22 protein-coding genes are annotated in these 26,390 nt (G+C 69.3%); 14 read left to right on the top strand and 8 right to left on the bottom strand.

Annotated elements, in window-relative coordinates; all coding sequences use genetic code 11:
* Nucleotides 1-144 precede the first annotated feature (144 nt).
* Nucleotides 145-1,485 (top strand): MATE family efflux transporter, encoded by a 1,341-nt coding sequence (locus ACZ6CL_RS06065; protein WP_468931727.1) that lies wholly within the window; start codon nt 145-147, stop codon nt 1,483-1,485.
* A 136-nt stretch (nt 1,486-1,621) separates the two neighbouring features.
* Here ACZ6CL_RS06065 and rplI read toward each other — a convergent pair whose 3' ends face one another.
* The 4 genes from rplI to rpsF all read right to left on the bottom strand — a co-directional run bounded on the left by rplI (nt 1,622) and on the right by rpsF (nt 3,379).
* The gene (gene rplI / locus ACZ6CL_RS06060) at nt 1,622-2,068 is read right to left on the bottom strand and encodes a 50S ribosomal protein L9 (RefSeq protein WP_385443333.1); all 447 of its coding nucleotides are present in this window, start codon (nt 2,066-2,068) and stop codon (nt 1,622-1,624) included.
* Between the two features lie 18 nt (nt 2,069-2,086).
* Entirely contained in the window at nt 2,087-2,323 is a 237-nt protein-coding gene (gene rpsR / locus ACZ6CL_RS06055) for a 30S ribosomal protein S18 (protein WP_003978893.1), read from the bottom strand.
* Between the two features lie 96 nt (nt 2,324-2,419).
* Nucleotides 2,420-3,007: a single-stranded DNA-binding protein gene (locus tag ACZ6CL_RS06050; protein ID WP_468931724.1), complete on the bottom strand. Its 588-nt coding sequence runs from the start codon at nt 3,005-3,007 to the stop codon at nt 2,420-2,422.
* 81 nt (nt 3,008-3,088) lie between these two features.
* Nucleotides 3,089-3,379, bottom strand: coding sequence for a 30S ribosomal protein S6 (gene rpsF, locus ACZ6CL_RS06045; RefSeq protein ID WP_009716508.1), 291 nt, complete (start codon nt 3,377-3,379; stop codon nt 3,089-3,091).
* Between the two features lie 229 nt (nt 3,380-3,608).
* On the opposite strand from rpsF, the gene ACZ6CL_RS06040 reads away from it, so the two are divergent.
* The 3 genes from ACZ6CL_RS06040 to ACZ6CL_RS06030 all read left to right on the top strand — a co-directional run bounded on the left by ACZ6CL_RS06040 (nt 3,609) and on the right by ACZ6CL_RS06030 (nt 6,272).
* Nucleotides 3,609-3,926, top strand: a complete 318-nt coding sequence (locus ACZ6CL_RS06040) for a hypothetical protein (RefSeq protein ID WP_468931720.1) — start codon at nt 3,609-3,611, stop codon at nt 3,924-3,926.
* Nucleotides 3,927-4,043: 117 nt separating this feature from the next.
* Entirely contained in the window at nt 4,044-5,162 is a 1,119-nt protein-coding gene (locus ACZ6CL_RS06035; RefSeq protein WP_468931718.1) for a lipid II:glycine glycyltransferase FemX, read from the top strand.
* A gap of 78 nt (nt 5,163-5,240) precedes the next feature.
* On the top strand, nt 5,241-6,272 hold the full coding sequence (locus ACZ6CL_RS06030) for an alanine racemase (protein WP_468931716.1): 1,032 nt from the start codon (nt 5,241-5,243) through the stop codon (nt 6,270-6,272).
* 34 nt (nt 6,273-6,306) lie between these two features.
* Here ACZ6CL_RS06030 and ACZ6CL_RS06025 read toward each other — a convergent pair whose 3' ends face one another.
* Together ACZ6CL_RS06025 and ACZ6CL_RS06020 are read right to left on the bottom strand one after the other, a co-directional pair.
* Complete coding sequence (locus ACZ6CL_RS06025; protein ID WP_468931715.1) at nt 6,307-7,791, bottom strand: glycosyltransferase family 87 protein; 1,485 nt, start codon at nt 7,789-7,791, stop codon at nt 6,307-6,309.
* A 206-nt stretch (nt 7,792-7,997) separates the two neighbouring features.
* Entirely contained in the window at nt 7,998-10,685 is a 2,688-nt protein-coding gene (locus ACZ6CL_RS06020; RefSeq protein WP_468931713.1) for a transglycosylase domain-containing protein, read from the bottom strand.
* A gap of 357 nt (nt 10,686-11,042) precedes the next feature.
* On the opposite strand from ACZ6CL_RS06020, the gene ACZ6CL_RS06015 reads away from it, so the two are divergent.
* The 3 genes from ACZ6CL_RS06015 (at nt 11,043) to ACZ6CL_RS06005 (ending at nt 14,220) form a co-directional block, all read left to right on the top strand.
* Nucleotides 11,043-11,639 carry a PadR family transcriptional regulator gene (locus tag ACZ6CL_RS06015; RefSeq protein ID WP_468931711.1) on the top strand — a complete coding sequence of 199 codons (597 nt, stop codon included), beginning with the start codon at nt 11,043-11,045 and terminating at the stop codon, nt 11,637-11,639.
* 50 nt (nt 11,640-11,689) lie between these two features.
* Nucleotides 11,690-12,772 carry an inositol-3-phosphate synthase gene (locus ACZ6CL_RS06010; RefSeq protein WP_468931708.1) on the top strand — a complete coding sequence of 361 codons (1,083 nt, stop codon included), beginning with the start codon at nt 11,690-11,692 and terminating at the stop codon, nt 12,770-12,772.
* 110 nt (nt 12,773-12,882) lie between these two features.
* On the top strand, nt 12,883-14,220 hold the full coding sequence (locus ACZ6CL_RS06005) for an MFS transporter (protein ID WP_468931705.1): 1,338 nt from the start codon (nt 12,883-12,885) through the stop codon (nt 14,218-14,220).
* A gap of 24 nt (nt 14,221-14,244) precedes the next feature.
* Here ACZ6CL_RS06005 and ACZ6CL_RS06000 read toward each other — a convergent pair whose 3' ends face one another.
* Complete coding sequence (locus ACZ6CL_RS06000) at nt 14,245-15,729, bottom strand: CCA tRNA nucleotidyltransferase (RefSeq protein ID WP_468931702.1); 1,485 nt, start codon at nt 15,727-15,729, stop codon at nt 14,245-14,247.
* Between the two features lie 179 nt (nt 15,730-15,908).
* Here ACZ6CL_RS06000 and ACZ6CL_RS05995 point away from each other — a divergent pair, with 179 nt between their 5' ends.
* The 7 genes from ACZ6CL_RS05995 to trxA all read left to right on the top strand — a co-directional run bounded on the left by ACZ6CL_RS05995 (nt 15,909) and on the right by trxA (nt 25,676).
* Nucleotides 15,909-18,245: a DUF6049 family protein gene (locus ACZ6CL_RS05995; RefSeq protein WP_468931700.1), complete on the top strand. Its 2,337-nt coding sequence runs from the start codon at nt 15,909-15,911 to the stop codon at nt 18,243-18,245.
* A gap of 48 nt (nt 18,246-18,293) precedes the next feature.
* The gene (gene murJ, locus ACZ6CL_RS05990) at nt 18,294-20,657 is read left to right on the top strand and encodes a murein biosynthesis integral membrane protein MurJ (protein WP_468931697.1); all 2,364 of its coding nucleotides are present in this window, start codon (nt 18,294-18,296) and stop codon (nt 20,655-20,657) included.
* A 110-nt stretch (nt 20,658-20,767) separates the two neighbouring features.
* Nucleotides 20,768-22,504, top strand: coding sequence for a protein kinase family protein (locus ACZ6CL_RS05985; protein WP_468931694.1), 1,737 nt, complete (start codon nt 20,768-20,770; stop codon nt 22,502-22,504).
* Between the two features lie 38 nt (nt 22,505-22,542).
* The gene (gene sigM, locus ACZ6CL_RS05980) at nt 22,543-23,232 is read left to right on the top strand and encodes an RNA polymerase sigma factor SigM (protein ID WP_468931691.1); all 690 of its coding nucleotides are present in this window, start codon (nt 22,543-22,545) and stop codon (nt 23,230-23,232) included.
* The gene (locus ACZ6CL_RS05975; protein WP_468931689.1) at nt 23,229-24,197 is read left to right on the top strand and encodes a hypothetical protein; all 969 of its coding nucleotides are present in this window, start codon (nt 23,229-23,231) and stop codon (nt 24,195-24,197) included. Before sigM ends, ACZ6CL_RS05975 begins: the two co-directional genes overlap by 4 nt.
* Before the next feature lie 154 nt (nt 24,198-24,351).
* Nucleotides 24,352-25,305: a thioredoxin-disulfide reductase gene (trxB, locus tag ACZ6CL_RS05970; protein WP_468931686.1), complete on the top strand. Its 954-nt coding sequence runs from the start codon at nt 24,352-24,354 to the stop codon at nt 25,303-25,305.
* Between the two features lie 41 nt (nt 25,306-25,346).
* Entirely contained in the window at nt 25,347-25,676 is a 330-nt protein-coding gene (gene trxA, locus ACZ6CL_RS05965) for a thioredoxin (RefSeq protein WP_009716492.1), read from the top strand.
* 65 nt (nt 25,677-25,741) lie between these two features.
* Here trxA and ACZ6CL_RS05960 read toward each other — a convergent pair whose 3' ends face one another.
* Nucleotides 25,742-26,359: a GNAT family N-acetyltransferase gene (locus ACZ6CL_RS05960; RefSeq protein ID WP_009716491.1), complete on the bottom strand. Its 618-nt coding sequence runs from the start codon at nt 26,357-26,359 to the stop codon at nt 25,742-25,744.
* Between the last annotated feature and the right edge of the window lie 31 nt (nt 26,360-26,390).

The raw sequence follows: 26,390 nt of genomic DNA, 5'->3' as shown, positions 1-26,390 counted from the left end.
CTATCCAGGGGCTGTGCAGAAGAAAAACTTCCACACCCGATGCAAGATCACGACAAACGGCGCAGAGGAGAGTGTCGCGAGCGCCGTCATGTAAGGACTACGGATGCCTTGTGTCTCTTACCTGTGGAAGATTAGATTGCCTCCATGACACAGGCCCCCGCGAGCGCGCGGAGCACCGTCCGCCGGCATGACCGCGAGATCGTCGCCCTCGCCGTACCCGCCTTCGGCGCACTCGTGGCGGAACCCCTCTTCGTCATGGTCGACAGCGCCATCGTCGGCCATCTCGGCACCCCGCAGCTCGCCGGTCTGGGGATCGCCGCCGCCCTCCTGACCACCGCGGTCAACATCTTCGTCTTCCTCGCCTACGCCACCACCGCCGCCGTGGCCCGCCGGGTCGGCGCCGGTGACCTCCCCGGCGCGATCCGGCAGGGCATGGACGGCATCTGGCTGGCCCTGCTGCTCGGCGCCGCCGTCATCGCCGCCGCCTTCCCCACCGCGCCCGGCCTCGTCGACCTCTTCGGCGCCTCCGACACCGCCGCCCCGTACGCCATCACCTATCTGCGCGTCAGCACCCTCGGCATCCCCGCGATGCTCGTGGTGCTCGCCGCCACCGGGGTGCTCCGCGGCCTCCAGGACACCCGCACCCCGCTCTACGTGGCCATCGGCGGCTTCACGGCCAACGCCGCGCTCAACGCGGGCCTCGTCTACGGTGCCGGGCTCGGCATCGCGGGCTCCGCCTGGGGCACGGTGCTCGCCCAGTGGGCCATGGCCGCCGTCTACCTCGTGGTGGTCGTCCGGGGAGCCCGGCGCCACGGCACCTCGCTGCGGCCCGACGCCGCCGGGATCCGGGCCTGCGCCCACGCCGGGGCCCCGCTGCTGGTCCGTACCCTCTCGCTGCGCGCCGTGATGCTGATCGCGACGGCGGTGGCGGCCCGCCTCGGGGACACCGAGGTCGCCGCCCACCAGATCGTGCTGACCCTGTGGAGCCTGCTGGCGTTCGCGCTGGACGCCATCGCCATCGCGGGTCAGGCCATCATCGGGCGCTATCTGGGCGCGGGTGACGCCGAGGGAGCGCGCGCCGCCTGCCGCCGCATGGTGCAGTGGGGCATCGCCGCGGGCATCGTGCTCGGGCTGCTGGTGATCGCCTCCCGCCCGCTATTCATCCCTCTGTTCACCACGGACGCCGCGGTCAGGGACGCCCTGCTGCCCGCGCTGCTGGTGACCGCCCTCGTGCAGCCCGTCTCGGGCGTGGTCTACGTCCTCGACGGGGTGCTGATGGGCGCGGGCGACGGCCCGTATCTCGCCGGGGCCATGATCGTCACGCTCGCCGCCTTCACCCCCGTCGCACTGCTCGTCCCCGCGTGGGGCGGGGGGCTGACCGCACTGTGGTGGACCATGGCGCTGATGATGTCGGTCCGGCTGGCGACCCTCTGGCTACGGGCCCGCTCCGGGCGCTGGATCGTCACCGGCGCGACCCGGGCCTGAACCGCACGGCGGCGCTTTGGGGACGCGTCCGCGCGGCGGGGGCGGGTCCGCACGGCGGTGACGCGGCCGCACAGCGCGAAGGGCCGCACCCCCGTGGAGTGCGGCCCTCACATGCTCAGCTCAGCCGAGCACTGCGTCAGGCGGCGACGACCTCGACGCCGACCTTCGCGGCGACCTCGGCGTGCAGCCGGACCGACACCTGGTGCGCGCCCAGGGTCTTGATCGGCTGCTGCACCTCGATACGGCGCTTGTCGACGTCCGGGCCACCCGCGTCCTTGATCGCCGAGGCGATGTCGGCCGGGGTGACGGAGCCGAACAGCCGGCCGGCCTCGCCGGCGCGGGTCTTCAGCTGCACCTTGACGCCCTCGAGCCGCGCCTTGACCTCGTTGGCCTGCTCGATCGTGGCGATCTCGCGGATGCGACGACCGCGGCGGATCTGCTCGACGTCCTTCTCGCCACCCTTGGTCCAGCGGAGCGCGAGGCCACGCGGAACCAGGTAGTTACGGGCGTACCCGTCACGGACGTCCACGACGTCACCGGCAGCACCGAGGCCGGAGACCTCGTGGGTGAGGATGATCTTCATGACTCGGTCACCCTTCCCTTATCGCGCGGTGGACGTGTAGGGCAGCAGCGCCATCTCACGACTGTTCTTCACGGCCGTGGCAACATCGCGCTGGTGCTGAGTGCAGTTGCCGGTGACCCGGCGGGCACGGATCTTGCCGCGGTCGGAAATGAACTTCCGCAGCAGGTTCGTGTCCTTGTAGTCGACGTAGGAGATCTTCTCCTTGCAGAACACGCAAACCTTCTTCTTAGGCTTGCGAGCAGGCGGCTTCGCCATTGTCTCTCTCCAGTGTGATCAAGAAGTTTGTGCTGGTCGCCCAGACCAGGCCGGGCGATGTTTCACGTGAAACCGCGTGAAACACCGCGTCCGGGCCTAGAAGGGCGGCTCTTCCGAGTAGCCGCCGCCGCTGCCGGAGCCTCCGCCCCAGCCGCCGCCACCGCCGCCCTGGCCGCCACCGGCCGGTGCGCCGGTCGCCCACGGGTCGTCGGCCGGAGCGCCGCCGCCCTGCTGCTGACCGCCGCCGGGGCCACCGCCCCAGCCGCCGCCACCGCCGCCCTGGCCGCCACCGCCGCCGTAGCCACCCTGGCCACCGCGCCCGGTGGTCTTGGTGACCTTGGCCGTGGCGTTGCGCAGGCTGGCACCGACCTCGTCGACATCCAGCTCGTAGACCGTGCGCTTGATCCCCTCACGGTCCTCATACGACCGCTGCTTCAGCCGGCCCTGCACGATGACGCGCATACCGCGCTGAAGCGACTCGGCCACGTTCTCCGCGGCCTGCCGCCACACCGAACACGTGAGGAAGAGGCTCTCGCCGTCCTTCCACTCGTTGGTCTGACGGTCGAACGTACGAGGAGTGGACGCGACACGGAACTTCGCGACCGCCGCACCGGAGGGGGTGAAGCGCAGCTCGGGGTCGTCGACGAGATTGCCGACGACCGTGATGACGGTCTCGCCTGCCATTGGGGAACCTCTCGGCGGGTACTGCTGGGCTGCTTGCTACTCGTTGCGATACGGCCCGGTGACCGCTGATCGCTTACGCGGTCAGTGGGTCTCGGGACGGAGGACCTTGGTCCGGAGGACCGACTCGTTCAGGTTCAGCTGGCGGTCGAGCTCCTTGACGACCGCGGGCTCGGCCTGCAGGTCGATGACCGAGTAGATGCCCTCGGGCTTCTTGTTGATCTCGTAAGAGAGACGACGACGCCCCCAGGTGTCGACCTTCTCGACCTTGCCGTTGCCCTCGCGGATAACGGAAAGGAAGTTCTCGATCAGCGGGGAGACAGCACGCTCCTCGAGATCGGGGTCGAGGATGACCATCACCTCGTAGTGACGCATGTGGAACCCACCTCCTTTGGACTCAGCGGCCACGGTCGTTCCGTGGCAGGAGGGTCGTGATGCGTTGTGCCATGGCGTCTGTGCAGACACCACCGCAGACCGTACACAGTACCCGCCTCCCGCCTCCCGCTTGAAATCCGGGCGTCTTGGCCCGCAATCTGTACACATCGGGTGTGAGCGGCGTTACAGTTCGCCGCCCTGCCTATATGTGCCTACCTGGAGGTGCCCCATGGCACAGGCAGCACGACCGCAGCACGGACTGCTCTCCTTCCTGGACACCGATGGCAAGTCCCATCCCGTCGAGAACGCCATCGCCGTGGCGACGCTGATGATCGGTGTGATCTCCTTCGTCACGGCCCACTTCCCCGGACTCCACCTGGTCAGCTCGTGGACCGGACTGATCGGCATGCTCGGCGGGGCCTGGGGTCAGCTGATCTCCGCGACCACCGCGGAGCGCTTCCTGCTGATCATCGGACTCGGCGCGTCGGCCGTCGGCTTCTACCTCGGCATGGCGCACGGCGGGCTCTTCGGCGGGCTGCTGGGCTGACTCCCTGAGGGCCGGTTGGCGCCAGGCCCAAACGGGGCGCGTCCCTGTCGCAGTAGGCTTCGGCGCGAGAGCCGGAGCCCCGACCCTGGGGACACACCTGCCGAGGAGCGCCCCGCAATGAGCCTGACCCTGAGGACGATCAGCCGAGAGCAGCATCTGGCGTACATCCAGAGCCTGCCCGCGGCAAGCCACATGCAGGTCCCGGCATGGGCTGACGTCAAATCGGAATGGCGCTCGGAGAACCTCGGCTGGTTCGACGCCACCGGCCAGCTGGTCGGCGCCGGCCTCGTCCTCTACCGCCAACTGCCCAAGATCAAGCGGTATCTCGCTTACCTCCCCGAGGGCCCGGTCATCAACTGGTACGCGCCCAACCTGGAGGAGTGGCTGCGCCCGATGCTCGCGCATCTCAAGCAGCAGGGCGCGTTCTCCGTGAAGATGGGCCCGCCGGTCATCATCCGCCGCTGGGACTCCGCCGCGATCAAGTCCGGTATCCAGAGCCCGGATGTGAAGCGGCTGCGCGATGTCGAGGCCACCCACATCGAGCCCCGGGCCTTCGAGGTCTCCGACCGGCTGCGGCGGATGGGCTGGCAGCAGGGCGAGGACGGCGGCGCGGGCTTCGGCGACGTCCAGCCGCGGTACGTCTTCCAGGTGCCGCTGGAGAACCGCTCCCTGGAGGACGTACACAAGAGCTTCAACCAGCTGTGGCGCCGCAACATCAAGAAGGCCGACAAGGCGGGCGTCGAGGTCGTCCAGGGCGGCTACGAGCACCTGGGAGAGTGGCAGCGGCTCTACGAGATCACCGCGGAGCGCGACCACTTCCGGCCCCGCCCGCTCAGCTACTTCCAGCGCATGTGGACGGCCCTCAACACCGAGGACCCCAACCGCATGCGGCTGTACTTCGCCATGCACGAGGGCGAGGCGGTGGCCGCCGCCACGATGCTGGTCGTCGGTGGCCACGTCTGGTACTCCTACGGCGCCTCCGCCAACCACAAGCGCGAGGTCCGGCCCTCGAACGCGATGCAGTGGCGGATGCTCCGTGACGCGTACGCGCTCGGCGCGACCGTCTACGACCTGCGCGGAATCTCCGACTCCCTCGACGAGACCGACCATCTCTTCGGCCTGATCCAGTTCAAGGTCGGCACCGGTGGGCAGGCTGCCGAATACCTCGGCGAGTGGGACTTCCCCCTCAACAAGCTGCTCCACAAGGCGCTCGACATCTACATGTCCCGCCGCTGACCCTGATTTCCTGATCCCCCGCACACGCTGCATATCTCGAATACACCGCGGCAACGAGAAAGGTTCCGGGACCGGCCAATGGCGCTCACCCTCTACGTCGACACCGCGCGCTGGCGGGCGCACCAGCAGATGGTGATCCAGCAGTTCCCGGGGATAGTCCCGGTCTGCAAGGGCAACGGCTACGGCTTCGGCCATGAACGGCTGGCCGAGGAGGCCGCCCGCATCGGCGCCGATGTCCTCGCCGTCGGGACCACCTACGAGGCCGCCCGGATGAAGGACTTCTTCAGCGGCGATCTGCTGGTCCTCACCCCCTTCCGCCGCGGGGAGGAACCGGTGCCGCTGCCGGACCGGGTGATCCGGTCGGTCTCGTCCGTCGACGGCGTCTACGGCCTGGTCAACGCGCGCGTCGTGATCGAGGTCATGAGCAGCATGAAGCGGCACGGCGTCACCGAGGAGGACCTGCCCAAGCTGCACGCCGCGATAGAGAACGTGCGGCTGGAGGGCTTCGCCATCCACCTCCCCCTCGACCGGACCGACGGCATCGACGCGGTCGAAGAGGTCATCGGGTGGATGGACCGGCTGCGCGCGGCGCGGCTGCCGCTGCACACCATGTTCGTCAGCCACCTCAAGGCGGACGAACTGGCGCGGCTGCAGCAGCAGTTCCCGCAGACCCGGTTCCGTGCCCGCATCGGCACCCGGCTGTGGCTGGGCGACCACGAGTCGACGGAGTACCGGGGCTCGGTGCTCGACGTCACCCGGGTCGCCAAGGGCGAACGCTTCGGCTACCGCCAGCAGAAGGCCGCCTCCGACGGTTTCCTGGTGGTCGTCGCGGGCGGCACGTCCCACGGCGTCGGCCTGGAGGCGCCCAAGGCGCTGCACGGGGTGATGCCCCGGGCCAAGGGCGTCGCCCGGGCGGGCCTGGCGACCGTCAACCGCAACCTCTCGCCCTTCGTCTGGGCGGGCAAGCAGCGGTGGTTCGCCGAACCGCCGCACATGCAGGTGTGCATCCTGTTCGTGCCGGGCGACGTCACGGCGCCGCAGGTGGGGGATGAGCTGGTGGCGCATCTGCGCCACACCACGACGCAGTTCGACCGCCTGCTCGACCGCTGAGCCCCGTCGCCGGGGTGGGCTCCCGCGGGGGAGCTCACTTCCGGTCGGCGCCCCAGTCCGTGAGCGCCGCGCCCTCGTACTGCGCCGTGCGCCGCGTCTCGCCCAGGACGAACACGTCCGGCGCCTGGTCGAGTACGCCGCCCGACGGGTCGTCCGAACCGTCCCGGCGCACCGGGTCCCGGTCCGGCACCAGCGCGTCCCGCACGATCAGCGCGCACAGGAAGAGCGTTCCCGCGAAGTGCAGCGCGGTCGCCAGCTGGTAGCCCTCGGTCGGCAGTCCCCGATGCTGATCGCCGCTGTTGGTGTACGCGAGGTACATCCAGACCCCGAGGAAATACATCACCTCGCACGCCTGCCACACCAGGAAGTCCCGCCAGCGCGGCCGCGCCAGCACCGCGAGCGGGATCAGCCACAGCACGTACTGCGGTGAGTAGACCTTGTTGGTGAGCACGAAGGCCGCGATGATCAGGAACGCGAGCTGGGCGAAGCGCGGCCGGCGCGGGGCGCACAGGGCGAGGGCCGCTACTCCGGCGCAGGCCAGCACCATGAGGATCATGGCGTAGGTGTTGACGTCGTCCATGGGGTTGCCGGTGCGCTGCGAGATGATCAGCCAGAGCGACCCGAAGTCGACCGGGCGTTCCTCACTGAACGTGTAGAACTGCTTCCAGCCCTCGCGGATGTGCAGCCCGCCCTGCGTAGTGATCATCACGGGCACGTTCACCACCAGCCAGGCGGCCGCCGTACCGCCCGTCGCCGCCCAGAAGGCACGCCATCGGCCCGCGCGCAGGCACAGCACCAGCAGCGGGCCGAGCAGCAGCACGGGATAGAGCTTCGCGGCCGTCGCGAGGCCGAGCAGCACACCGGCGGCCAGCGGGCGGCTGCGGGACCACATGAGCATGGCGGCGGCGGTGAGGGCGACCGCGAGAAGGTCCCAGTTGATCGTGGCGGTGAGCGCGAACGCGGGGGCCAGGGCGACGAGCAGCGCGTCCCAGGGCCGGCGGCGGTGCGTACGGGACACACAGACCGCGATGACCGCGGTGCAGGCCATGAGCATGGCCGCGTTGGCCAGCCAGTAGACCTGTTCGCGGGTCTGGAGGCTGCCGCTGTGCGGGGTGAGCCAGGAGGCGACCTCCATCAGGAGGCCGGTGAGGACCGGGTACTCCAGATACTCCATCCCGCCGGAGACCCTGTCCGGTATCCGGTTGAAGTACGGGACGAGGTCGTTGGCGAAGCCGCGGCCGTTGTAGAGGTGCGGTATGTCGGAGTAGCAGGCGTGGGTGTACTGGGCTGTCGCGCCGTAGAACCAGCCGCCGTTGTAGCAGGGCAGCTTCTGCACCATGCCCAGGGCGAACATCCCGATGGCGACGAGCGCGATGATCCGCACCGGGGTCCACCAGCTCGTGCCCAGCAGGGCCCGGCGCCCGGCCGGGCCGCCGATCAGCTCGCTGCCCGCCGCGGCCACCGAATCCTCCGTGGTCGGCCGTACGGGCTGGGCCTGTGGGTCCTCGCGCACGCTCATGGGGCCCATCCTGCCGTACGAGCCGGGAGCGAGGGGTGAGGACCGCCTCAGCGGCCCGCTGAGCGCCTCGGAGAGCCCTGACCCACCCGGGGACGCCCGCACGTCCGTAAGGCGCGCAGAGAGCCGCGGAGGCCCCCGAACGGCGGCGGCCGCGCCGGAGCGGGATGCTCCGGCGCGGCCGCCGATCAGTGTGCGAGAGGTCGGGACTACTGGTCCTTGCGGGAACCGGACGGTCCGCCGAAGATCCCGCCGCCCGGTGGCTCCGTGGTCGGCGAGGGCGATGTTCCGCCCGGACCGCCGCCCGGGCCCGCGTTGTCGCCGCCCGCGTTCTCACTGCCCTGGTTGTCGCCGCCGGCGTTGTCCTGGCAGTCGAAGTCCAGCGGATCACACGACTGTGTGGGGCTGGGGCTGCCGGAGGGCGTCTGCGACGGCGTCTGCGACGGCGTCTGCGACGGGGTCTGGGACGGCGTCTGGGTCGGCTTCTGGGTCGTCGGCGTCGGGCTCGCGTTCTCGCCGTAGACCTTGTCACCGATCGGCCCGGCCGCGGGGAAGTCCTTCGCCGGCTGGCCCGCCATCGCCTGGCGCATGTAGTCGGACCAGATCTCGGCGGGGTACGACGCACCGTGGATGGTCTCCTGACCGCCCACCCCGCGCATGGAGCGGAAGACCTGCCGCTTGGCCCGGTCGTCCACCCGCCACATGCCGATCGACGTGGACAGCTGCGGGGTGTAACCGGCGAACCAGGCCGACTTGTTCTGGTCGGTGGTTCCGGTCTTGCCCGCCGCCGGGCGGCCGATCTTCGCCGAGGTGCCGGTGCCACGCTGGATGACGTTCTTCAGCACGTCGGTGACGTTGTTCGCCACGTTCGCGTCGAAGGCCTGCTTGAGCTTGGCGTCTTCATCGTGGTTGTAGACCTCGCCGTCCTTGTCCTCGACCCGCTCGACCGAGTACGGGTCGGCCTGCTGGCCGCTGGCCGCGAAGGTCGCGTACGCCCCGGCGAGCCGGATCGCACTGGGGGCGGAGGTGCCGAGGGAGAACGTCGGGGTGATCGTGGCCAGCTGCTCCTTGCTGAGGCCCGCGTCCAAGGCCGCGTCCCGCACCTTGTCGGTGCCGACGTCCATGCCCAGCTGGATGAAGGGCGTGTTCACCGAGTACTGCATGGCGGTGCGCAGGCTGATCTTGCCCTTGTCCTCGTCACCGTCGTTCCTCTGGTGCCACTCCTGGTTGTTCCTGTCCGTCCAGACGGAGCCGTCGTAATCGCGCAGGGTCAGCTTGTTGTCACCGTCGTAGACACTCGCCGGAGAGACCTTGGTGCGTTCCGCGTCCGGTTGGTCACGCGGCCCGTTGCGGTCCCGGACACCGTCCCTCATCGCCGCGGCCAGTACGAAGGGCTTGAAGGTCGAGCCCACCTGGACACCGGTGTAGTCCGCGTTGTTGCGATAGTGCTCCAGCGCGTCGTTGCCACCGTAGATGGCCTTGATCTTGCCCGTCTTGGGCTCCACCGAGGCACCGCCGAACTGCACGTACTTATCCTGCTCGCGCTGTTTCGGCTTGATGTTCTCCTTCGTCACCTTGGAGACCGCGCCCTTCAGTTGCGCGATCTTCTTTCGGTCGAAGGTGGTGTGGATCTGATAGCCGCCCTTGTCCAGCTTCGTCTTGGAGATGTTGGTGTTGGCGACGACGTAGTTGTCGGCGAGGTCGGTGAGATAGCCGATCTGGCCCTGCTTGTTCGTCGCCACCTTCGGGCTCTTGGTGTCCGGAAAGCCCTTGTTGAGCCAGTACTGGGCCTTGTCCTTGGGCAGCCGGCCCACCTGGACCTCACGCTTGAGGATCCACGACCAGCGGTCCGTGGCCCGCTTGGTGTTGGCCTTCGCGCTCGCGGTCGGGCCGTAGCCACCGTTCGGGTCGTACAGGTTGGGCCCGTTGAGCGTCGCGGCGAGGAAAGCGCTCTGGCTCGGGTTGAGCTTCTCGCAGTCCTTGTCGAAGTACGCGCGGGCGGCCGCCTGACAGCCGTAGGCGCCACGGCCGTAATACGCCGTGTTGAGGTACCCGGCAAGGATGTAGTCCTTGCTCTCGACCGTGCCGACCTTGACGGAGATGAACAGCTCCTTGAGCTTTCGCGTCACCGTCTGCGACTGGTCGAGGTACGTGTTCTTCACGAACTGCTGGGTGATGGTCGACCCACTCTGGGTGTCACCGCCCCGCGCCATGTTGACGACGGCGCGCGCGATACCCATCGGGTCGACACCCGAGTCCTGGTAGAAGCTGGCGTTCTCGGCGGAGATCACCGCGTTCTGCATGGACTCGGGGATCTTGTTGAGCGGCACGATCTGGCGGTTGAGGTCGCCGCCGCCCGAGACCACCATCTGCTTGCCGTCGGCCCAGTAGTAGACGTTCTTCTGGGTCTGCGACGCGGCCTGCGCGGTGGGAACGTCGACGATCATCCACCCGATACCCACGGCGCTGAGGAGCACCGCGAAGAAGAAGATGAAGGTCCCCGTGACGAGCCTCCAGGACGGGACCCAGCGGCGGGCGCCCGACCTGCCCGCGCGCGGGTAGTCGATGTACCGCTTCTTGCCGGACGGCCCGTCGCCGCCCGCACCGTGCCCGTGGCCACCGCCGGTGCCCCGCCGACCGCCACCGCGCCCACCGCGGCCGGCACCGCCGGCGCCTGGGTCTCTTCTCCGGCCTCCTCCGCCGCCGCGTTGCGCGGCGCGGCGGGCCTCGGCCCTGCCGCCGTGGGAAGGCTCTTCCCCGTGCGAAGCCGAGCCCGACTCGGCGGCGGCGTTGTGCGGTGGTGCTGCGCGACGGCCGGACGACTGCTGTCCGGCACGCCGGGCCGCTGCTCGGCCGCCGCCTTGGGGCTGCGGCGGCTTGCGACGGTGCTCGCTCATGGAACGACTACTCCTCGGGCAGGCGCTATCGCCTGAAAGCGGCAGGTGGCTTCCGGTCCCCCCGATGTGCGATCCGGCCACACCTGGCAACCGGACGCACTGCCTCCAGGACGAGGACGCAGGACAGCGTCACACGGTTCCCTTTGGTCTGCATGGCGAACAGAGTACGCACGGCCAAATCTTGTCTCCTCGGCGCCTTCACTCCATAACGCTCCGGTTGAGTCCCACGAACCGGTGATGTGACGCCGTTCACCGTGGTCCCTCTTGTCCCACCGGGATCCCGGATCTATCGTCTGGATGTATCGAGTCGATACATCAGCTCGGCATAGTGGCCCCAGGAGACGGGAGAGGCGGGCGATGAGCAGACGCTCCGGCATCCTCGAGTTCGCCGTCCTCGGCCTGCTCCGCGAGTCCCCGATGCACGGATATGAGCTGCGAAAGCGCCTCAACACCTCGCTCGGGGTGTTTCGCGCGTTCAGTTACGGCAGTCTCTATCCCTGTCTCAAGACGCTGGTCGCCAACGGCTGGTTGATCGAGGAGCCCGGGAACGCCTCCGAGGAGGCCGTCGCGGCCACGCTCGCCGGACGCCGGGCGAAGATCGTCTACCGGCTGACGGCGGAGGGTAAGGAGCGGTTCGAGGAGCTGCTCTCCCACACCGGTCCGGACGCATGGGATGACGAGCACTTCGGCGTCCGCTTCGCCTTCTTCGGACAGACGTCGCGAGACGTACGGATGCGCGTGCTCGAAGGGCGGCGCAGCCGCCTGGAGGAGCGCCTGGCGAAGATGCGGGCCTCCCTGGCCCGCACCCGCGAGCGGCTGGACGACTACACCCTCGAACTCCAGCGGCACGGTATGGAGTCGGTGGAGCGCGAGGTCCGCTGGCTGAACGAGCTGATCGAGAGCGAGCGGGCCGGGCGCGACCAGCGCGACGAGCCCGATGACACCGCCAAGTGAGGCCCCGCACTCCGCGGGGCTTCGTCACGTACACACAGGGAGCAACCGGAATGGGTTCGGTTCGTGTAGCCATCGTCGGTGTGGGTAACTGTGCCGCGTCGCTGGTGCAGGGCGTCGAGTACTACAAGGACGCCGACCCGGACACCCGCGTGCCGGGTCTGATGCATGTGCAGTTCGGCGACTACCACGTCCGTGACGTGGAGTTCGTCGCCGCCTTCGACGTGGACGCGAAGAAGGTCGGGCTCGACCTCTCGGACGCCATCGGCGCCAGCGAGAACAACACCGTCAAGATTTGCGACGTGCCGTCGACCGGCGTCACGGTCCAGCGCGGCCACACGCACGACGGTCTCGGCAAGTACTACCGGCAGACCATCGACGAGTCCGACGAGACCCCGGTCGACGTGGTCCAGGTCCTCAAGGACAAGCAGATCGACGTTCTGGTCTGCTACCTGCCCGTGGGCTCGGAGGACGCCGCCAAGTTCTACGCCCAGTGCGCCATCGACGCCAAGGTCGCCTTCGTCAACGCGCTCCCGGTCTTCATCGCCGGTACCAAGGAGTGGGCGGACAAGTTCACCGAGGCGGGCGTGCCGATCGTCGGTGACGACATCAAGTCGCAGGTCGGCGCCACGATCACGCACCGGGTACTGGCGAAGCTGTTCGAGGACCGGGGCGTCATCCTGGACCGCACCATGCAGCTGAACGTCGGCGGCAACATGGACTTCAAGAACATGCTCGAGCGCGAGCGCCTGGAGTCCAAGAAGATCTCCAAGACGCAGGCCGTCACCTCGCAGATCCCGGACCGCGACCTGGGCGCCGACAACGTCCACATCGGCCCGTCGGACTACGTGGCCTGGCTGGACGACCGCAAGTGGGCGTACGTCCGCCTCGAGGGCCGGGCGTTCGGCGATGTCCCGCTGAACCTGGAGTACAAGCTCGAGGTGTGGGACTCCCCGAACTCCGCGGGCGTCATCATCGACGCGCTGCGCGCCGCGAAGATCGCCAAGGACCGCGGCATCGGCGGCCCGATCCTCTCCGCCTCCTCGTACTTCATGAAGTCGCCGCCGGTGCAGTACTTCGACAACGAGGCCCGGGAGAACGTGGAGAAGTTCATCAAGGGTGAGGTCGAGCGCTGAGCCAGGGCATTGAGCCAGGACGGTGCGCCGTGAGGCGCTGATCTCCGCCGCTTGATCACGGGCCTCCGGGAATCCCCCCGGAGGCCCGTGCGGTGTGTGAAGGTGGCGTCATGCCCGTTGTGCGTGATCTCCGCGTGCTGCTGCAACTGCGCGACTTCCGCCATCTGCTGGCCGTCCGCCTGCTGTCCCAGGCGGCCGATGGTGTTTACCAGGTCGCACTCGCCACCTATGTGGTCTTCTCGCCGGAGAAGGAGACGTCCGCCGCGGCCATCGCCTCCGCCATGGCCGTCCTGCTGCTCCCCTACTCCCTCCTCGGCCCCTTCGCCGGTGTGCTGCTGGACCGCTGGCGCCGCCGTCAGGTCCTGCTCCACGGCAATCTGCTGCGCTCCGGGCTGGCCGCCGGAACCGCGGTCCTGGTCCTCGCCCAGGTACCGGAGTGGCTCTTCTACGTTTCCGCCCTGTCGGTGACGGCGGTCAACCGCTTCGTCCTGGCCGGTCTGGCCGCCTCGCTGCCACGGGTGGTGGACAGCCGGGAGCGTCTGGTCATGGCCAACTCCCTCTCACCGACCGCGGGCACGCTCGCCGCCACCGCGGGCGGTGGCGTGGCGTTCGTGATCCGGCTCTCCGGCCCGGGCGGATCCTCTTCGGACGCCCTGGTCGTCCTGCTGGGCGCCGCGCTCTACCTCCTCGCCGGGCTCTCGGCGCTCCGCATGCCCTCCGGCCTGCTGGGTCCAGATCCGGCGGCCCTGCAACCGCACCTCGGGGCCGCTCTGGTGAGCACCACCCGCGGACTGGTGGCCGGGGTGCGCCATCTCCTGCACCGCAGGGATCCCACCCTCGCCCTGACCGCGATGACGCTGATGCGCTTCTGCTACGGCGCCCTCACCGTCACCGCGCTGATGCTCTGCCGGTACGCATGGGCCGACACCGAGTCGGGCGGGCTGGCACTCCTCGGCATCGCGGTCGGCGTCTCGGGCGCGGGCTTCTTCGCCGCGGCGGTGATCACCCCCTGGGCGGTGAGCCGACTGTCCTCGCTCGACACCTCCCGGCCGGACGGCCAGCTGCACTGGGTGATGGTGTGCGCGGCGATCGCCGCCGTCCTGGAGCCAGGCCTGGGGCTCCCCTTCGAACCGGCCCCGATGCTGATCGCCGCCTTCGTGCTCGGCCTCATCACCCAGGGCGCGAAGATCGCCACCGACACCGTCGTCCAGTCCGCGATCGCCGACGACTTCCGCGGGCGGATCTTCTCCCTCTACGACGTGCTCTTCAACGTCGCCTTCGTGGGAGCCGCGGGAGTGGCCGCCCTGATGCTGCCGCCGGATGGAGCATCGGCCGCTCTGGTGACCGGGGTGGCATTGCTCTACGCGGCGACCGCCGCCCTGCTCATGTTTCACGTGAAACGCCGTCCCGGGGCACGCACAGGGGTCGATGTTTCACGTGAAACGTGACGCGCCAAAGGCGCGGCGTCAGCCCTAGGACTGAGCCGCCCACCACTCCCTGAGCGCCGCGACGGCGGCGTCCCGGTCCATGGGGCCGTGCTCCAGCCTCAGCTCCAGTAGATGCTTGTACGCCTTGCCGACCTGGGGCCCCGGAGCGATACCGAGCACCTTCATGATCTCGTTGCCGTCCAGGTCCGGGCGGATCGCGTCCAGCTCCTCCTGGTCCTGGAGCCTGGCGATCCGCTCCTCCAACCCGTCGTACGCCCGCGAAAGCGCCATGGCCTTGCGCTTGTTGCGCGTCGTGCAGTCCGAGCGGGTCAGCTTGTGCAGCCGGTCCAGCAGCGGCCCCGCGTCGCGCACATAGCGCCGCACGGCCGAATCGGTCCATTCGCCCGTGCCGTAACCGTGGAAGCGCAGATGCAGCTCGACCAGCCGGGAGACATCCTTCACCAGCTCATTGGAGTACTTGAGCTTCGTCATCCGCGACTTGGTCATCTTGGCGCCCACCACCTCGTGGTGGTGGAACGAGACCCGACCGTCCTTCTCGAAGCGACGGGTCTTCGGCTTCCCGATGTCGTGCAGCAGCGCGGCCAGCCGCAGCACCAGATCGGGCCCGCCCTCCTCCAGATCCATGGCCTGGTCCAGCACGGTCAGCGAGTGCTCGTACACATCCTTGTGCCGGTGATGCTCATCACGCTCCAGCCGCAGGGCGGGGATCTCCGGCAGTACGCAGTCGGCGAGCCCGGTCTCGACCAGCAGCCGCAGCCCCTTCCGGGGGTGGGCGCCCAGGAGCAGCTTGTTCAGCTCGTCCCGCACCCGCTCCGCCGAGACGATGTCGATCCGTCCGGCCATCGCCTTCATCGCGGCGACCACCTCGGGCACCACCTCGAAGTCGAGCTGGGAGGCGAACCGCGCCGCGCGCATCATCCGCAGCGGATCGTCGGAGAAGGAGTCCTGCGGGGTGCCAGGGGTCCGCAGCACCCGTGCGGCGAGATCCTCGAGCCCGTTGTGCGGGTCGATGAACTCCTTCTGCGGAAGCGCCACCGCCATCGCGTTGACCGTGAAGTCGCGGCGGACCAGATCTTCCTCGATGGATTCGCCGTAGGACACCTCGGGCTTCCGCGACGTCCGGTCATAGGCTTCCGAACGATACGTCGTGATTTCGATCTGGAAGTTCTGATGTGTCCCGTTGTCGCCCGGTCCTTCCTTCTGGCACCCGACCGTGCCGAAGGCGATGCCCACCTCCCACACGGCGTCCGCCCAGGGCCGGACGATCTTCAGCACGTCGTCGGGGCGGGCGTCCGTCGTGAAGTCCAGATCGTTACCGAGGCGGCCGAGCAGCGCGTCCCGTACCGAGCCGCCGACCAGGGCCAGGCTGAACCCGGCCTCCTGAAAGCGTCGGGCAAGATCGTCGGCGACGGGAGAGACCCGCAGGAGTTCGGCCACGGCACGGCGCTGCACCTGGTTGAGCTCATTGGTGGACTGCGGGGATCGGCTGTCATTGTTGGCATTCGGCACAACAGAACAGGGTACGTGGCCGCGCGCCCCGGGGCTTCCACGACGGTCGTCGGTTCCATCACGGTGACGATCTTGTGGAGCTGTCCACAGCACTTCGCCACAGCGGGCATCGTTACCATGCGTGGACGCACATTGCGACGACCACTGACGATCACAGACGACAAGGGACGGGCGAGCGCGTGGCCGATGCGGCAGACCTCCGGGAGACGACGTCCTCTCGCGCCCGCCGATGGCTACGGCGGGCCGGGGCGCTGCTCGCAGCGGCGCCCGTACTCGCAGGCGTACTGCAGGCCCCGGCGGCCCCCGCGGCCCAGGCGGCGGGCAAACCCACCGGCTCGCGCTCGGTGGACGTGGACATCACCTCGCTGACACCCACCGCACCAGCCAAGAGCGACACGCTCACCGTCAGCGGCACCGTCACCAACGACAGCGGTTCGACGGTCTCCGGCTCCCATGTCGGCCTCCGCGTCGGCCCCACGCTGGAGGGCCGCAACGCGATCGACAGCGCCTCCCGGCGGACCGGCTACCAGCAGGGCGCCGACGGCACCGAGATCGGCGGCAAATACACCGAGAAGATCGGCAAGCTGGGAGCGGGGGCCAGCCGGGACTTCACGCTCTCCATACCGGTGAACGAGCTGCACCTCGGGGAGGACGGCGTCTATCAGCTCGGTGTCTCCCTCACCGGCCAGACCCAGAGCCGCCCCTGGCAGCAGGTGCTGGGCATCAAGCGCACCTTCCTGCCCTGGCAGTCGGGTGCTCCCTCCAAGAAGACTCAGCTCACCTATCTGTGGCCGCTGATCTCCACGCCCCATGTGACCTCGCGCACCGACGCGGACGAGGACCGGACACCGATCTTCCGTGACGACCGTCTCAAGGCGGAGCTGGCCCCCGGCGGCCGGCTCCAGCAGATGGTCAGCCTGGGGAAGAACCTCCCCATCACCTGGGTGATCGACCCCGATCTGCTCGCCACGGTCGACGCGATGACGCGGGAGTACGAGGTCCAGAACCGGCACGGGGACGGGACCACGGCGGGCCGCGGCCAAGCGGTCGCCAAGCGGTGGCTCAACGACCTGCAGAAGGCCGTGGAGGGCCAGCAGGTGGTCGCGCTGCCGTTCTCCGACCCCGACATCGCGTCGCTCGCCCACCACGGCACGCGGGTCCCCGGCGCCCTGAGCCACCTCCGGGACGCCACCGAGCTGGCCTCGACGACCGTACAGACGATCCTCGGGGTGAAGCCGCGCACCGACTTCGCCTGGCCCGCCAACGGCGCGGTGGACTCCTCGATCGTCGACGTCGCCACCTCCGCGGGCGCCCACAACGTCATCGCCCGGAGCGACAGTCTCCGGGAGACCGGCAACCTCTCGTACACCCCCACCGCGGCCCGGCAGATCGGCGGCGGCAACACGGCGGTGGTCGCGGACGCCCGGCTGTCCACCGCCTTCACCGGCGACATGTCCAAGGCGGACAACTCCACGCTCGCCATCCAGCGGTTCCTCGCCCAGAGCCAGATGATCAACCTGCAGGCGCCGGACCGGCAGCGCAGCGTCGTCGTGGCTCCGCAGCGCATCCCCACCACCAGCCAGGCGCAGGCGATGGCGGCGGCCCTGGACGGCCTGTCCGGGCAGTGGACCCAGCCGCTGGGCCTGGGACAGGCCGCGAAGGCCAAGCCCGACCCGAACGCCACCCAGCGCGTGCCCAGCACCCGCGCGTACCCCGCTTCGCTCCGCCGCCAGGAGCTGCCGACCCAGGCGTTCACGGACATCAACGAGACCCAGGACACACTCAGCAAGTTCGAGCCGATCCTCACCGCCAAGTACCGGGTGGTCACCCCCTTCGGCAACGCGATCCGGCGGGAGATGTCCACCTCGTGGCGGGGCAACGCACTGGGCGCCACCCACTTCCGCGACGGCGTCAAGCGCTACCTGAACGGGCTGACCAAGAAGGTGCGCCTGATCCCGAAGACGGACATGACGCTGTCCGGGCGGAGCGCGACCATCCCGGTGACCGTGCAGAACAACCTGGTGCAGGGCGTCCGGCTGCGGCTGGTCCTCCGCTCCCAGCAGGGAAACCGGCTGGCGGTCAGCGAACCCCAGGTGGTCAACGTCGAGGGCGGGCACAGCCAGTCCGTGAAGTTCGGGACGACGGCCAACGCGAACGGTCCGGTGTGGGTGACGGCCCAGCTGGTCACGCCGGACGGGCAGCCCTACGGCGACAAGATGCCGTTCGAGGTGAATGTCACCGAGATCACATCGACCGTCATCCTCGTGATCGCGGGCGGTGTGCTGCTGCTGGTCCTCGCCGGAATCCGGATCTACCTCCAGCGCAAGCGGGCGGCCACCACGAACAGCGGCGATGAGGACACCGAGGCCACGGCGGAGGACGAGGCGACGGACGCGGAGACCGACGGAAGCGACCCCGCCTCCGCCCTCGTGCCCGAGCAGCCGAGTGACCCGGCGCCGGACACCGGTTCGCAAAGCGCCGGGGCATCCGGCGCGGGTGAGAAAGTGGACCATTGAGCAACTCCGGGGCCGGCCGGCCGCAGCGGACGATGAGGTGGGGTAGCGATGAACGCGCCGTATGACGGTGAGCGGCGGATGCCGCCGCCTTCCCCCCACGCGCCCCAGGACCCTCATGGACAGGAACCGCACGAGAGCGATCCGTACCTGGGCAACTCCCACCAGGCGCCCGCGAGCGACCCGCGCCAGGACTACGGGCAGTACTACATGCAGGACCCGTACGCGGACGACCCGTACGCGACCGGCAGCTTCACGCCGTACCCCTATCCGGCGCAGGACGCGTACGGCCATGACCCGCTGACGGATCCGCTGTACGACCGGTCCGGCCCCCAGCAGAGCGGCTACCAGCAGCAGACGCCGTACCAGCAGCAGTCCGCCGCGCCGCAGGGCGCCGACCCGCAGGTGTGGCCGGTGGCACCCGGCTCCCAGGAGCCGTACCAGCAGCAGTACACGGCCGAGCCCGCCGCCACGGGCTACAGCGAGGGTGGCTACGGGGCGGGGGAGCAGCAGCAGCCGCAGCAGGACGCCTTCGCACACCTCTACCGCGACCAGCAGCAGCCCTACGACCCGCGGAGCCCCCAGGGGTACCCACAGGGCGCCGCCCAGGGCTACCCACCCGTGCCCCCGCCGGGCCAGCCGCCGGTGCCCGGGCCCGCGCGGCACGAGTCCGTACCCCCGTCGGCCAGCGCTCCGACGATGGCCGCTCCGGTGGTGAGCCCGCCCGGCCCCCCCGAGAGCGACGAGAAGGCCGAGGCCGCCCCGAAGCGCTCCGGCGGCCGTGCGGCCAGCCTGCTCCAGTCCAGTGCCCTCATGGCGGCCGGCACCCTGGTCTCCCGGCTGACCGGCTTCGTCCGGCAGATGGTGATCGTCGCGGGCCTCGGTGCCGCCTCCCTGGGCCAGGCGTACGCGGTCGCGTACCAGCTGCCCGCGATGATCTACTTCCTCACCGTCGGCGGCGGCCTGAACTCCGTCTTCGTCCCGCAGCTCGTGCGCGCGATGAAGGAGGACAAGGACGGCGGCATCGCCTACGCCAACCGTCTGCTCACCCTCACGATGGTCGCCCTCGGCGGCCTGGTCGCCCTGTCCATGTTCGCGGCCCCGGCTCTGATCCGGATGCTCTCGGCGGACATCGCGGGCGACCCGGCGGCCAACGAGGTCGCGGTCGCCTTCGCCCGCTACTGCCTGCCCACCATCTTCTTCATGGGTGTGCACGTCGTGGTCGGCCAGATCCTCAACGCCCGCGGCAAGTTCGGCGCGATGATGTGGACCCCGGTCCTCAACAACATCGTCGTCATCGCCACCTTCGGCCTCTTCATCTGGGTCTTCGGCACCTTCAGCACCTCCCAGATGGGCGTCACCACCATCACCGACGAGGGCATGCGGCTGCTCGGCATCGGCACCCTGCTCGGCCTCACCGTCCAGGCCCTGGCGATGTTCCCCTACCTCCGGGCCTCCGGTTTCCGCTTCCGTCCCCGCTTCGACTGGCGGGGCCACGGCCTCGGCAAGGCCGCCAGGCTCGCCAAGTGGACCGTGCTCTTCGTGCTCGCCAACCAGGCCGGCAACATCGTGGTGACCCAGCTCGCCACCGCGGCCGGTTCCGACGCCGACAACATGGACGCCCCCGGGGCCAGCTACGTCGGCTACACCAGCGCCCAGCTCATCTGGAACATGCCGCAGGCCATCATCACCGTCTCGGTGATGGCCGCCCTGCTGCCCCGGCTCTCCCGGTCGGCCCACGACGGCGACCCCGGGGCGGTCCGCGACGACCTTTCCCAGGGCCTGCGCACCTCCGCCGTCGCCATCGTCCCGCTGGCCTTCGGCTTCGTGGCGCTCGGCATCCCCCTGTGCACCCTGCTCTTCGGCACCTCGGGCACCGCGACGGCCCAGAACATGGGATACATCCTGATGGCGTTCGGCCTCGGGCTCATCCCGTTCTCGGTGCAGTACGTCGTCCTGCGCGGCTTCTACGCCTACGAGGACACCCGCACCCCCTTCTACAACACGGTGATCGTCGCCGCCGTCAACGCCGCCGCCTCCGCGCTCTGCTACTTCCTCCTCCCGACCCGATGGATCGTGGCCGGTATGGCCGCCTCCTACGGCCTGGCGTACGCCGCCGGTGTGGGCGTGGCCTGGAAGCGACTGGGCAACCGGCTGGGCGGCGACCTCGACGGCCGCCGTGTCGTGCGCACCTACACCCGCCTGGTGGGCGCCAGCATCCCCGCCGCTCTGCTGAGCGGTGCGGCGGCTTATGCCATCACTCAGGCCCTGGGATCCGGCATGTCCGGTTCCGTAGCCGCATTGGCGGGCGGAGGTCTCGTTCTTATCGCGGTCTTCTACATTGCTGCGAAACGGATGCGCATTGATGAGCTGACGGCCATGGTCGGTATGGTGCGCGGACGACTCGGACGCTGATCATTGAGCACAACCATCGTCCGTCATCGTGTGTCGTGCATAGCGGCGGACTGTGGGCACAATTGTCTTGGCTCGGAGTAGGCGCAATGGATGGGGAGGCAGGAACGACGGTGGCGGAACGGAGCACGGCTGCCGTCGACGTGGCCGACAGCGACGGCGAGGAGTCGCTGACCGCCGAGGCGGGAAAGGCCACGGCCGACGGGGCGGGGACGCATCAGAAGGCCGGTCAGGAAACAGAGGCCGCGGGCAACCGGGATAAAGGTGCCGCGGCCGACGTAAATCCCCCCGAGCTGCACAGCGGCCACAAGTTGGCCAGACGCTATCGTTTGGAGGAGTGCGTCACCCGACTGGACGGATTCAGCAGTTGGCGTGCGGTGGACGAGAAACTGCGCCGGGCTGTCGGCGTTCACGTCCTTCCCGCCGACCATCCGCGGGCCCGTCCGGTGCTGGCCGCCGCCCGCTCGGCGGCGCTGTTGGGTGACCCTCGCTTCGTCCAGGTACTCGACGCCGTCGAGGAGAACGACCTCGTCTACGTCGTCCACGAATGGCTACCCGACGCCACCGAGCTGACTACTGTGCTCGCCTCGGCGCCGCTCGAGCCACACGACGCCTATCAACTCGTCAGCCAGGTCTCCCAGGCCATGGCCGCCGCCCACCGCGAAGGCCTGGCCCATCTGCGGCTGAACCCCGGCTCCGTGCTCCGCACGGAATCGGGCCAGTACCGCATCCGCGGCCTCGCCGTCATGGCCGCGCTGCGCGGCATCAGCTCCGAACACCCGCAGCGCACCGACACCGAGTCGATCGGCGCGCTGCTGTACGCCGCGCTCACCCAGCGCTGGCCGTACGACAAGGACGCCCACGGCCTCTCCGGGCTGCCCAAGGGCGTCGGCCTGATCGCCCCCGACCAGGTCCGCGCGGGAGTCCACCGAGGACTGTCCGAGCTGGCGATGCGTGCGCTGGTCAACGACGGCGCCACCGCCTCCCGTCAGGACCAGCCCTGCACGACTCCTGAGGAGCTTTCCAAGGCGGTCGCGGCCATGCCGCGCATCCGGCCGCCCGAGCCCGTCTTCACGCCCTCCCCGGCGTACCAGCGCACCACGTACCAGCAGGGCTACGGCCAGCCGCCCGCCCACGGCGGCGCGTCGCGCGCGGCGGGCCCCGCCGCGGTCCCCATGGCTCCGCCGCCCCCGCTGCAGAGCCGTACCGGCAAGGCCCTCAAGTGGACCGTCTCGGCCCTGCTGATCGCGGCCCTGGGCCTCGGCAGCTGGCAACTCGCGGACACCCTTCTGAAGGAAGAGAACAAGCCGGACCCCGGTAAGTCCACCAGCCAGAAGGACGACGACAAGCCCGGCCAGGTTGCCAGCAAGCCGATCTCGATCCAGAACGCCAACGAGTTCGCCCCCGACGGCACTGCGCAGAGCGCCGACGAGGTGAAGCTCACCTACGACGGGAAAGCGTCGACCGCTTGGCGCACCAACAGCTTCATCGACGGCCCTCAGCTTGCCCCGAGCGTCAAGCAGGGGGTCGGGATCATCTACGACCTCGGCTCGGAGCAGAAGATCAGTGGCGCCTCGCTCTCGCTTCGCTTCGGAGGCCCCTACACGGAAGTCTCGCTGTACGGGACGGATTCCCTCACACCGTCCGTGTCGCCAGGGGACCCCGTCAGCTCGTTCACGAAGCTTGCCTCGCGCCGGACGTCGTCCACCACGTCCGATCTGAAGGTCAAGGGCGCCAAGAAGAGCCGCTACGTGCTCGTCTGGGTGACCGCGATGCCGAGCGCACCTGGTGACGCGTACAGCGACCCTGGTCACAAGCAGGCCATCACTGAAGTGAAGTTCACCGGCTGACCCGAGGACAGCCGGCCGACCGGGGAGGGGGCTCAACGTTGGACGACGCCACCATCGGCGGAGCAAGCGACGGCGAGCTCCTTGCTCAGCACGTGGCCGGCGATCCGCATGCCTTCGGTGAAATCGTGCGACGCCACCGCGACAGACTCTGGGCGGTGGCGCTGCGCACCCTCAGCGATCGGGAGGAGGCCGCCGACGCGGTCCAGGACGCGCTCGTCTCCGCCTACCGCGCCGCGCACACCTTCCGGGGCCAGTCCGCGGTGACGACCTGGCTCCACCGCATCACGGTCAACGCGTGTCTGGACCGGGCCCGCAAGGCCGCCTCTCGACGCACCTCCCCCGTCGACGACACCGAGCGGCTCGAGCAGCTTCTGGAACCCCACGAGTCGGCTGCGGCGCCCGCCGAGCGCAGCGATCTCCATCGCGAGCTGCTGGGGGCGCTGCGCACCCTCCCGCCCGAGCAGCGTGCCGCCCTCGTCCTGGTCGATATGCAGGGCTATCCCGTGGCGGAGGCCGCGAAGGTCCTCGATGTCCCCACCGGCACCGTGAAAAGCCGCTGTGCGCGGGGACGCGCCCGGCTGCTGCCACTGCTGTCGCATCTCCACCCCAATGGAAGGGGTAGCGTCCCCTCCGGCGGGGGAAGGAACCGGTCGCAGGGGACATCCGTCCCACCAGCGGCAGGACCGACTGACACAGATGCCGTGAAGGGCGGAGGTGGGCGAGCGTGACATCCTCGACGGACACGGACGAGCACCCGGAAGTCGCGGAGATCTCCGCACTCACCGAGGGACTGCTCTCTCCGTCCCGCACCGTCGATGTGCGCACTCACCTCGCCACCTGCGGGCTGTGTGCCGATGCACAGACGTCCCTGGACGAAATCCGCTCGACGCTGGGCACCCTCCCGGGGCCGGTGCGGATGCCCGATGACATCGCGGGCCGGATCGACGCCGCGCTCGCCGCCGAGGCCCTCCTCGACGCGACAGCTCCCGGCGACCGCGTTTCGGTTTCACGTGAAACCGAGGCAGCCGCGTCCACCGAGCACGTTTCACGTGAAACCGACCCCTCGGTCGACCTCACAGGCCCTGTGACGGAGGGGAAGCCCTCCCCGGCCGTGGACCGCCCCGCAGGGCGCCCGCGTGCCGCCACCGGACCGGGACGCAAGACCACGCCCCGCACGGCCGCAGGGGCCCGTGGGGGCCGCGCCCGACGCTGGCCCAAGGTGCTGCTCGGAAGCGCGTGCGCCGCCGCCGTCATCGGCGTCGGCACCCTCTTCTTCCCGGGTGGCTCGGATCACGACAACGGTGGCCCCGGCACCACGGCCCACGCGGACCCCAGCTCCACGGCGAAGGCCGGCCTGTCCGCGGGGGCCCTCAAGGGCCGCGTGCAGGAGATGCTCGCCGAGCGGAAGACCACCCCGTCGCGTGGAGTCACCACCCAGAACACTCCGGATATGCCGCTGCGTGCGAACGACCCGGTGGTTCCGTCCTGCGTCCAGCGCGGGACGGGCCGGTCCGAGCCAGTTCTCGCCGCACAGCAGGACACCTACGACGGCAAGACGGCCTACATCGTCGTCCTGCCGCACCGCTCCGACAGCTCGCTCGTCGAAGCCTTCGTGATCGACGCCTCCTGCGTCTCCGCCTCTCACCCCAGCCCCGGGAAGCTTCTGGTGACCCGTACGTATCCGCGAGGCTGAGGCACAGCCCACAACCACGGCCCGCCTGGCAGCACACGGGAATGCGGGACCCGTAGGATCCGTTGGGTGGGATGGCAGCGCTTCTCCGGAACCCCGGGGAGTGCGCCGTCGTCCAGTCAGCAGTCGGCAGTCGGCAGAGACAAGGAAGACATCCGTGAGCGACGTCCGCAACGTGATCATCATCGGTTCCGGGCCCGCGGGCTATACGGCCGCGCTCTACACCGCCCGTGCTTCCTTGAAGCCGCTGGTCTTCGAGGGATCCGTGACCGCCGGTGGTGCCCTGATGAACACCACCGACGTGGAGAACTTCCCCGGCTTCCGTGAGGGCATCATGGGCCCTGACCTGATGGACAACATGCGGGGGCAGGCCGAGCGCTTCGGCGCCGAGCTGATCCCGGACGATGTGGTCGCGGTCGACCTCAGCGAGGACATCAAGACCGTCACCGACTCCGCCGGGACGGTACACCGCGCGAAGACCATCATCGTCAGCACCGGCTCCCAGCACCGCAAGCTGGGGCTGGCCCGTGAGGACGAGCTTTCGGGCCGTGGCGTCTCCTGGTGTGCCACCTGTGACGGGTTCTTCTTCAAGGACCAGGACATCGCCGTCATCGGCGGCGGTGACACCGCGATGGAGGAGGCGACCTTCCTGTCGCGGTTCGCCAAGTCCGTCACCGTGGTCCACCGCCGGGACACGCTGCGGGCCAGCAAGGCGATGCAGGAGCGTGCCTTCGCCGACCCGAAGATCTCGTTCATCTGGGACAGCGAGGTCACGGAGATCCACGGCGACGGCAAGCTCTCCAGCCTGACCCTGCGCGACATCAAGAAGGACGAGACCTCGGAGCTGCCGGTCACGGGTCTGTTCATCGCGATCGGCCATGACCCGCGGACCGAGCTGTTCAAGGGCCAGCTGCACCTGGACGACGAGGGCTACCTGAAGGTCGAGTCGCCCTCCACCCGCACGAACCTGCCGGGTGTCTTCGCCGCGGGTGACGTCGTGGACCACACCTACCGTCAGGCGATCACCGCCGCCGGCACCGGCTGTGCGGCCGCCCTGGACGCCGAGCGCTTCCTGGCCTCCCTGGGCGACAGCGAAGACGCCACCGTCTGAACCCGCTTCCTTCCCTGCACCAACGATTAAGGAGATTAGCCATGGCCGGTGCCACGGTCACCGTGACAGACGCCGACTTCGAGGAGACCGTCCTCAAGAGCGACAAGCCGGTACTCGTCGACTTCTGGGCCGCGTGGTGCGGTCCGTGCCGTCAGATCGCCCCCTCCCTGGAGGCCATCGCCGCCGAGCACGCCGACAAGATCGTCATCGCGAAGCTCAACATTGACGAGAACCCGGCCACTGCCGCCAAGTACGGCGTGATGTCCATTCCGACGCTCAACGTCTACCAGGGCGGCGAGGTCGCCAAGACCATCGTCGGCGCCAAGCCGAAGGCCGCGATCGAGCGCGACCTGGCCGACTTCATCGGCTGAGCTTCACCCACACCGACGAAGGGGCTGCCCGAGAGGGCAGCCCCTTCGTGTTTCACGTGGAACTCTCAGAGGGGACGGAGCGCCGGCTCCTTCTGGACCGCACCGAGCAGCCGGTCCAGCGCCAGCTCGACGTCCTCCTTCCAGGAGATCGTCGTCCTCAGCTCAAGTCTCAGCCGGGGATACCGCGGATGCGGCCGCACGGTCTTGAAGCCCACCGCGAGAAGGTGATCGGCTGGCAGCACACACGCCGGTTCCTTCCAGGTGGCGTCCCCGAACGCCTCGATCGCCTTGAAGCCCCGACGGATCAGATCCTTCGCGACGGTCTGCACCATCACCCGGCCCAGCCCCTGCCCCTGGTATCCCGGCATGAGCCAGGCGGTCATCAGCTGCACGGCATCCGCCGCGACCGGACTCGTCGGAAAGGCCGTGGACCGCGGCACATACGCGGGCGGCGCGTAGAGCACGAAGCCCACCGGCACCTCATCGACGTAGACCACACGGCCGCAGGATCCCCACTCCAGCAGAACGGCCGAGATCCAGGCTTCCTTCTCCAGCTCCGGACGTCCGGCCCTTACCGCAGCCTCGCCGCTGACCGGGTCGAGCTCCCAGAAGACACACGCGCGACAGCGCTTGGGGATGTCCGGGAGGTTGTCCAGCGTGAGCGGTACAAGCCGACGCCCCATGAAGCCAGTCCCTCACTTCCGTGGCCAGCCG

The sequence above is a fragment of the Streptomyces sp. NPDC041200 genome (genome assembly GCF_055591805.1).
Note: the sequence above shows the minus strand (reverse complement) of the source record. Positions and strands in the feature narration are given on the sequence as shown.

Excerpts from the sequence above, each read along its gene's own strand:
- ACZ6CL_RS06065 (WP_468931727.1), top strand. The coding sequence starts at position 145 with ATGACACAGGCCCCCGCGAGCGCGCGGAGCACCGTCCGCCGGCATGAC.
- rplI (WP_385443333.1), bottom strand. The coding sequence starts at position 2,068 with ATGAAGATCATCCTCACCCACGAGGTCTCCGGCCTCGGTGCTGCCGGT.
- rpsR (WP_003978893.1), bottom strand. The coding sequence starts at position 2,323 with ATGGCGAAGCCGCCTGCTCGCAAGCCTAAGAAGAAGGTTTGCGTGTTC.
- ACZ6CL_RS06050 (WP_468931724.1), bottom strand. The coding sequence starts at position 3,007 with ATGGCAGGCGAGACCGTCATCACGGTCGTCGGCAATCTCGTCGACGAC.
- rpsF (WP_009716508.1), bottom strand. The coding sequence starts at position 3,379 with ATGCGTCACTACGAGGTGATGGTCATCCTCGACCCCGATCTCGAGGAG.
- ACZ6CL_RS06040 (WP_468931720.1), top strand. The coding sequence starts at position 3,609 with ATGGCACAGGCAGCACGACCGCAGCACGGACTGCTCTCCTTCCTGGAC.
- ACZ6CL_RS06035 (WP_468931718.1), top strand. The coding sequence starts at position 4,044 with ATGAGCCTGACCCTGAGGACGATCAGCCGAGAGCAGCATCTGGCGTAC.
- ACZ6CL_RS06030 (WP_468931716.1), top strand. The coding sequence starts at position 5,241 with ATGGCGCTCACCCTCTACGTCGACACCGCGCGCTGGCGGGCGCACCAG.
- ACZ6CL_RS06025 (WP_468931715.1), bottom strand. The coding sequence starts at position 7,791 with ATGAGCGTGCGCGAGGACCCACAGGCCCAGCCCGTACGGCCGACCACG.
- ACZ6CL_RS06020 (WP_468931713.1), bottom strand. The coding sequence starts at position 10,685 with ATGAGCGAGCACCGTCGCAAGCCGCCGCAGCCCCAAGGCGGCGGCCGA.
- ACZ6CL_RS06015 (WP_468931711.1), top strand. The coding sequence starts at position 11,043 with ATGAGCAGACGCTCCGGCATCCTCGAGTTCGCCGTCCTCGGCCTGCTC.
- ACZ6CL_RS06010 (WP_468931708.1), top strand. The coding sequence starts at position 11,690 with ATGGGTTCGGTTCGTGTAGCCATCGTCGGTGTGGGTAACTGTGCCGCG.
- ACZ6CL_RS06005 (WP_468931705.1), top strand. The coding sequence starts at position 12,883 with ATGCCCGTTGTGCGTGATCTCCGCGTGCTGCTGCAACTGCGCGACTTC.
- murJ (WP_468931697.1), top strand. The coding sequence starts at position 18,294 with ATGAACGCGCCGTATGACGGTGAGCGGCGGATGCCGCCGCCTTCCCCC.
- trxA (WP_009716492.1), top strand. The coding sequence starts at position 25,347 with ATGGCCGGTGCCACGGTCACCGTGACAGACGCCGACTTCGAGGAGACC.
- ACZ6CL_RS05960 (WP_009716491.1), bottom strand. The coding sequence starts at position 26,359 with ATGGGGCGTCGGCTTGTACCGCTCACGCTGGACAACCTCCCGGACATC.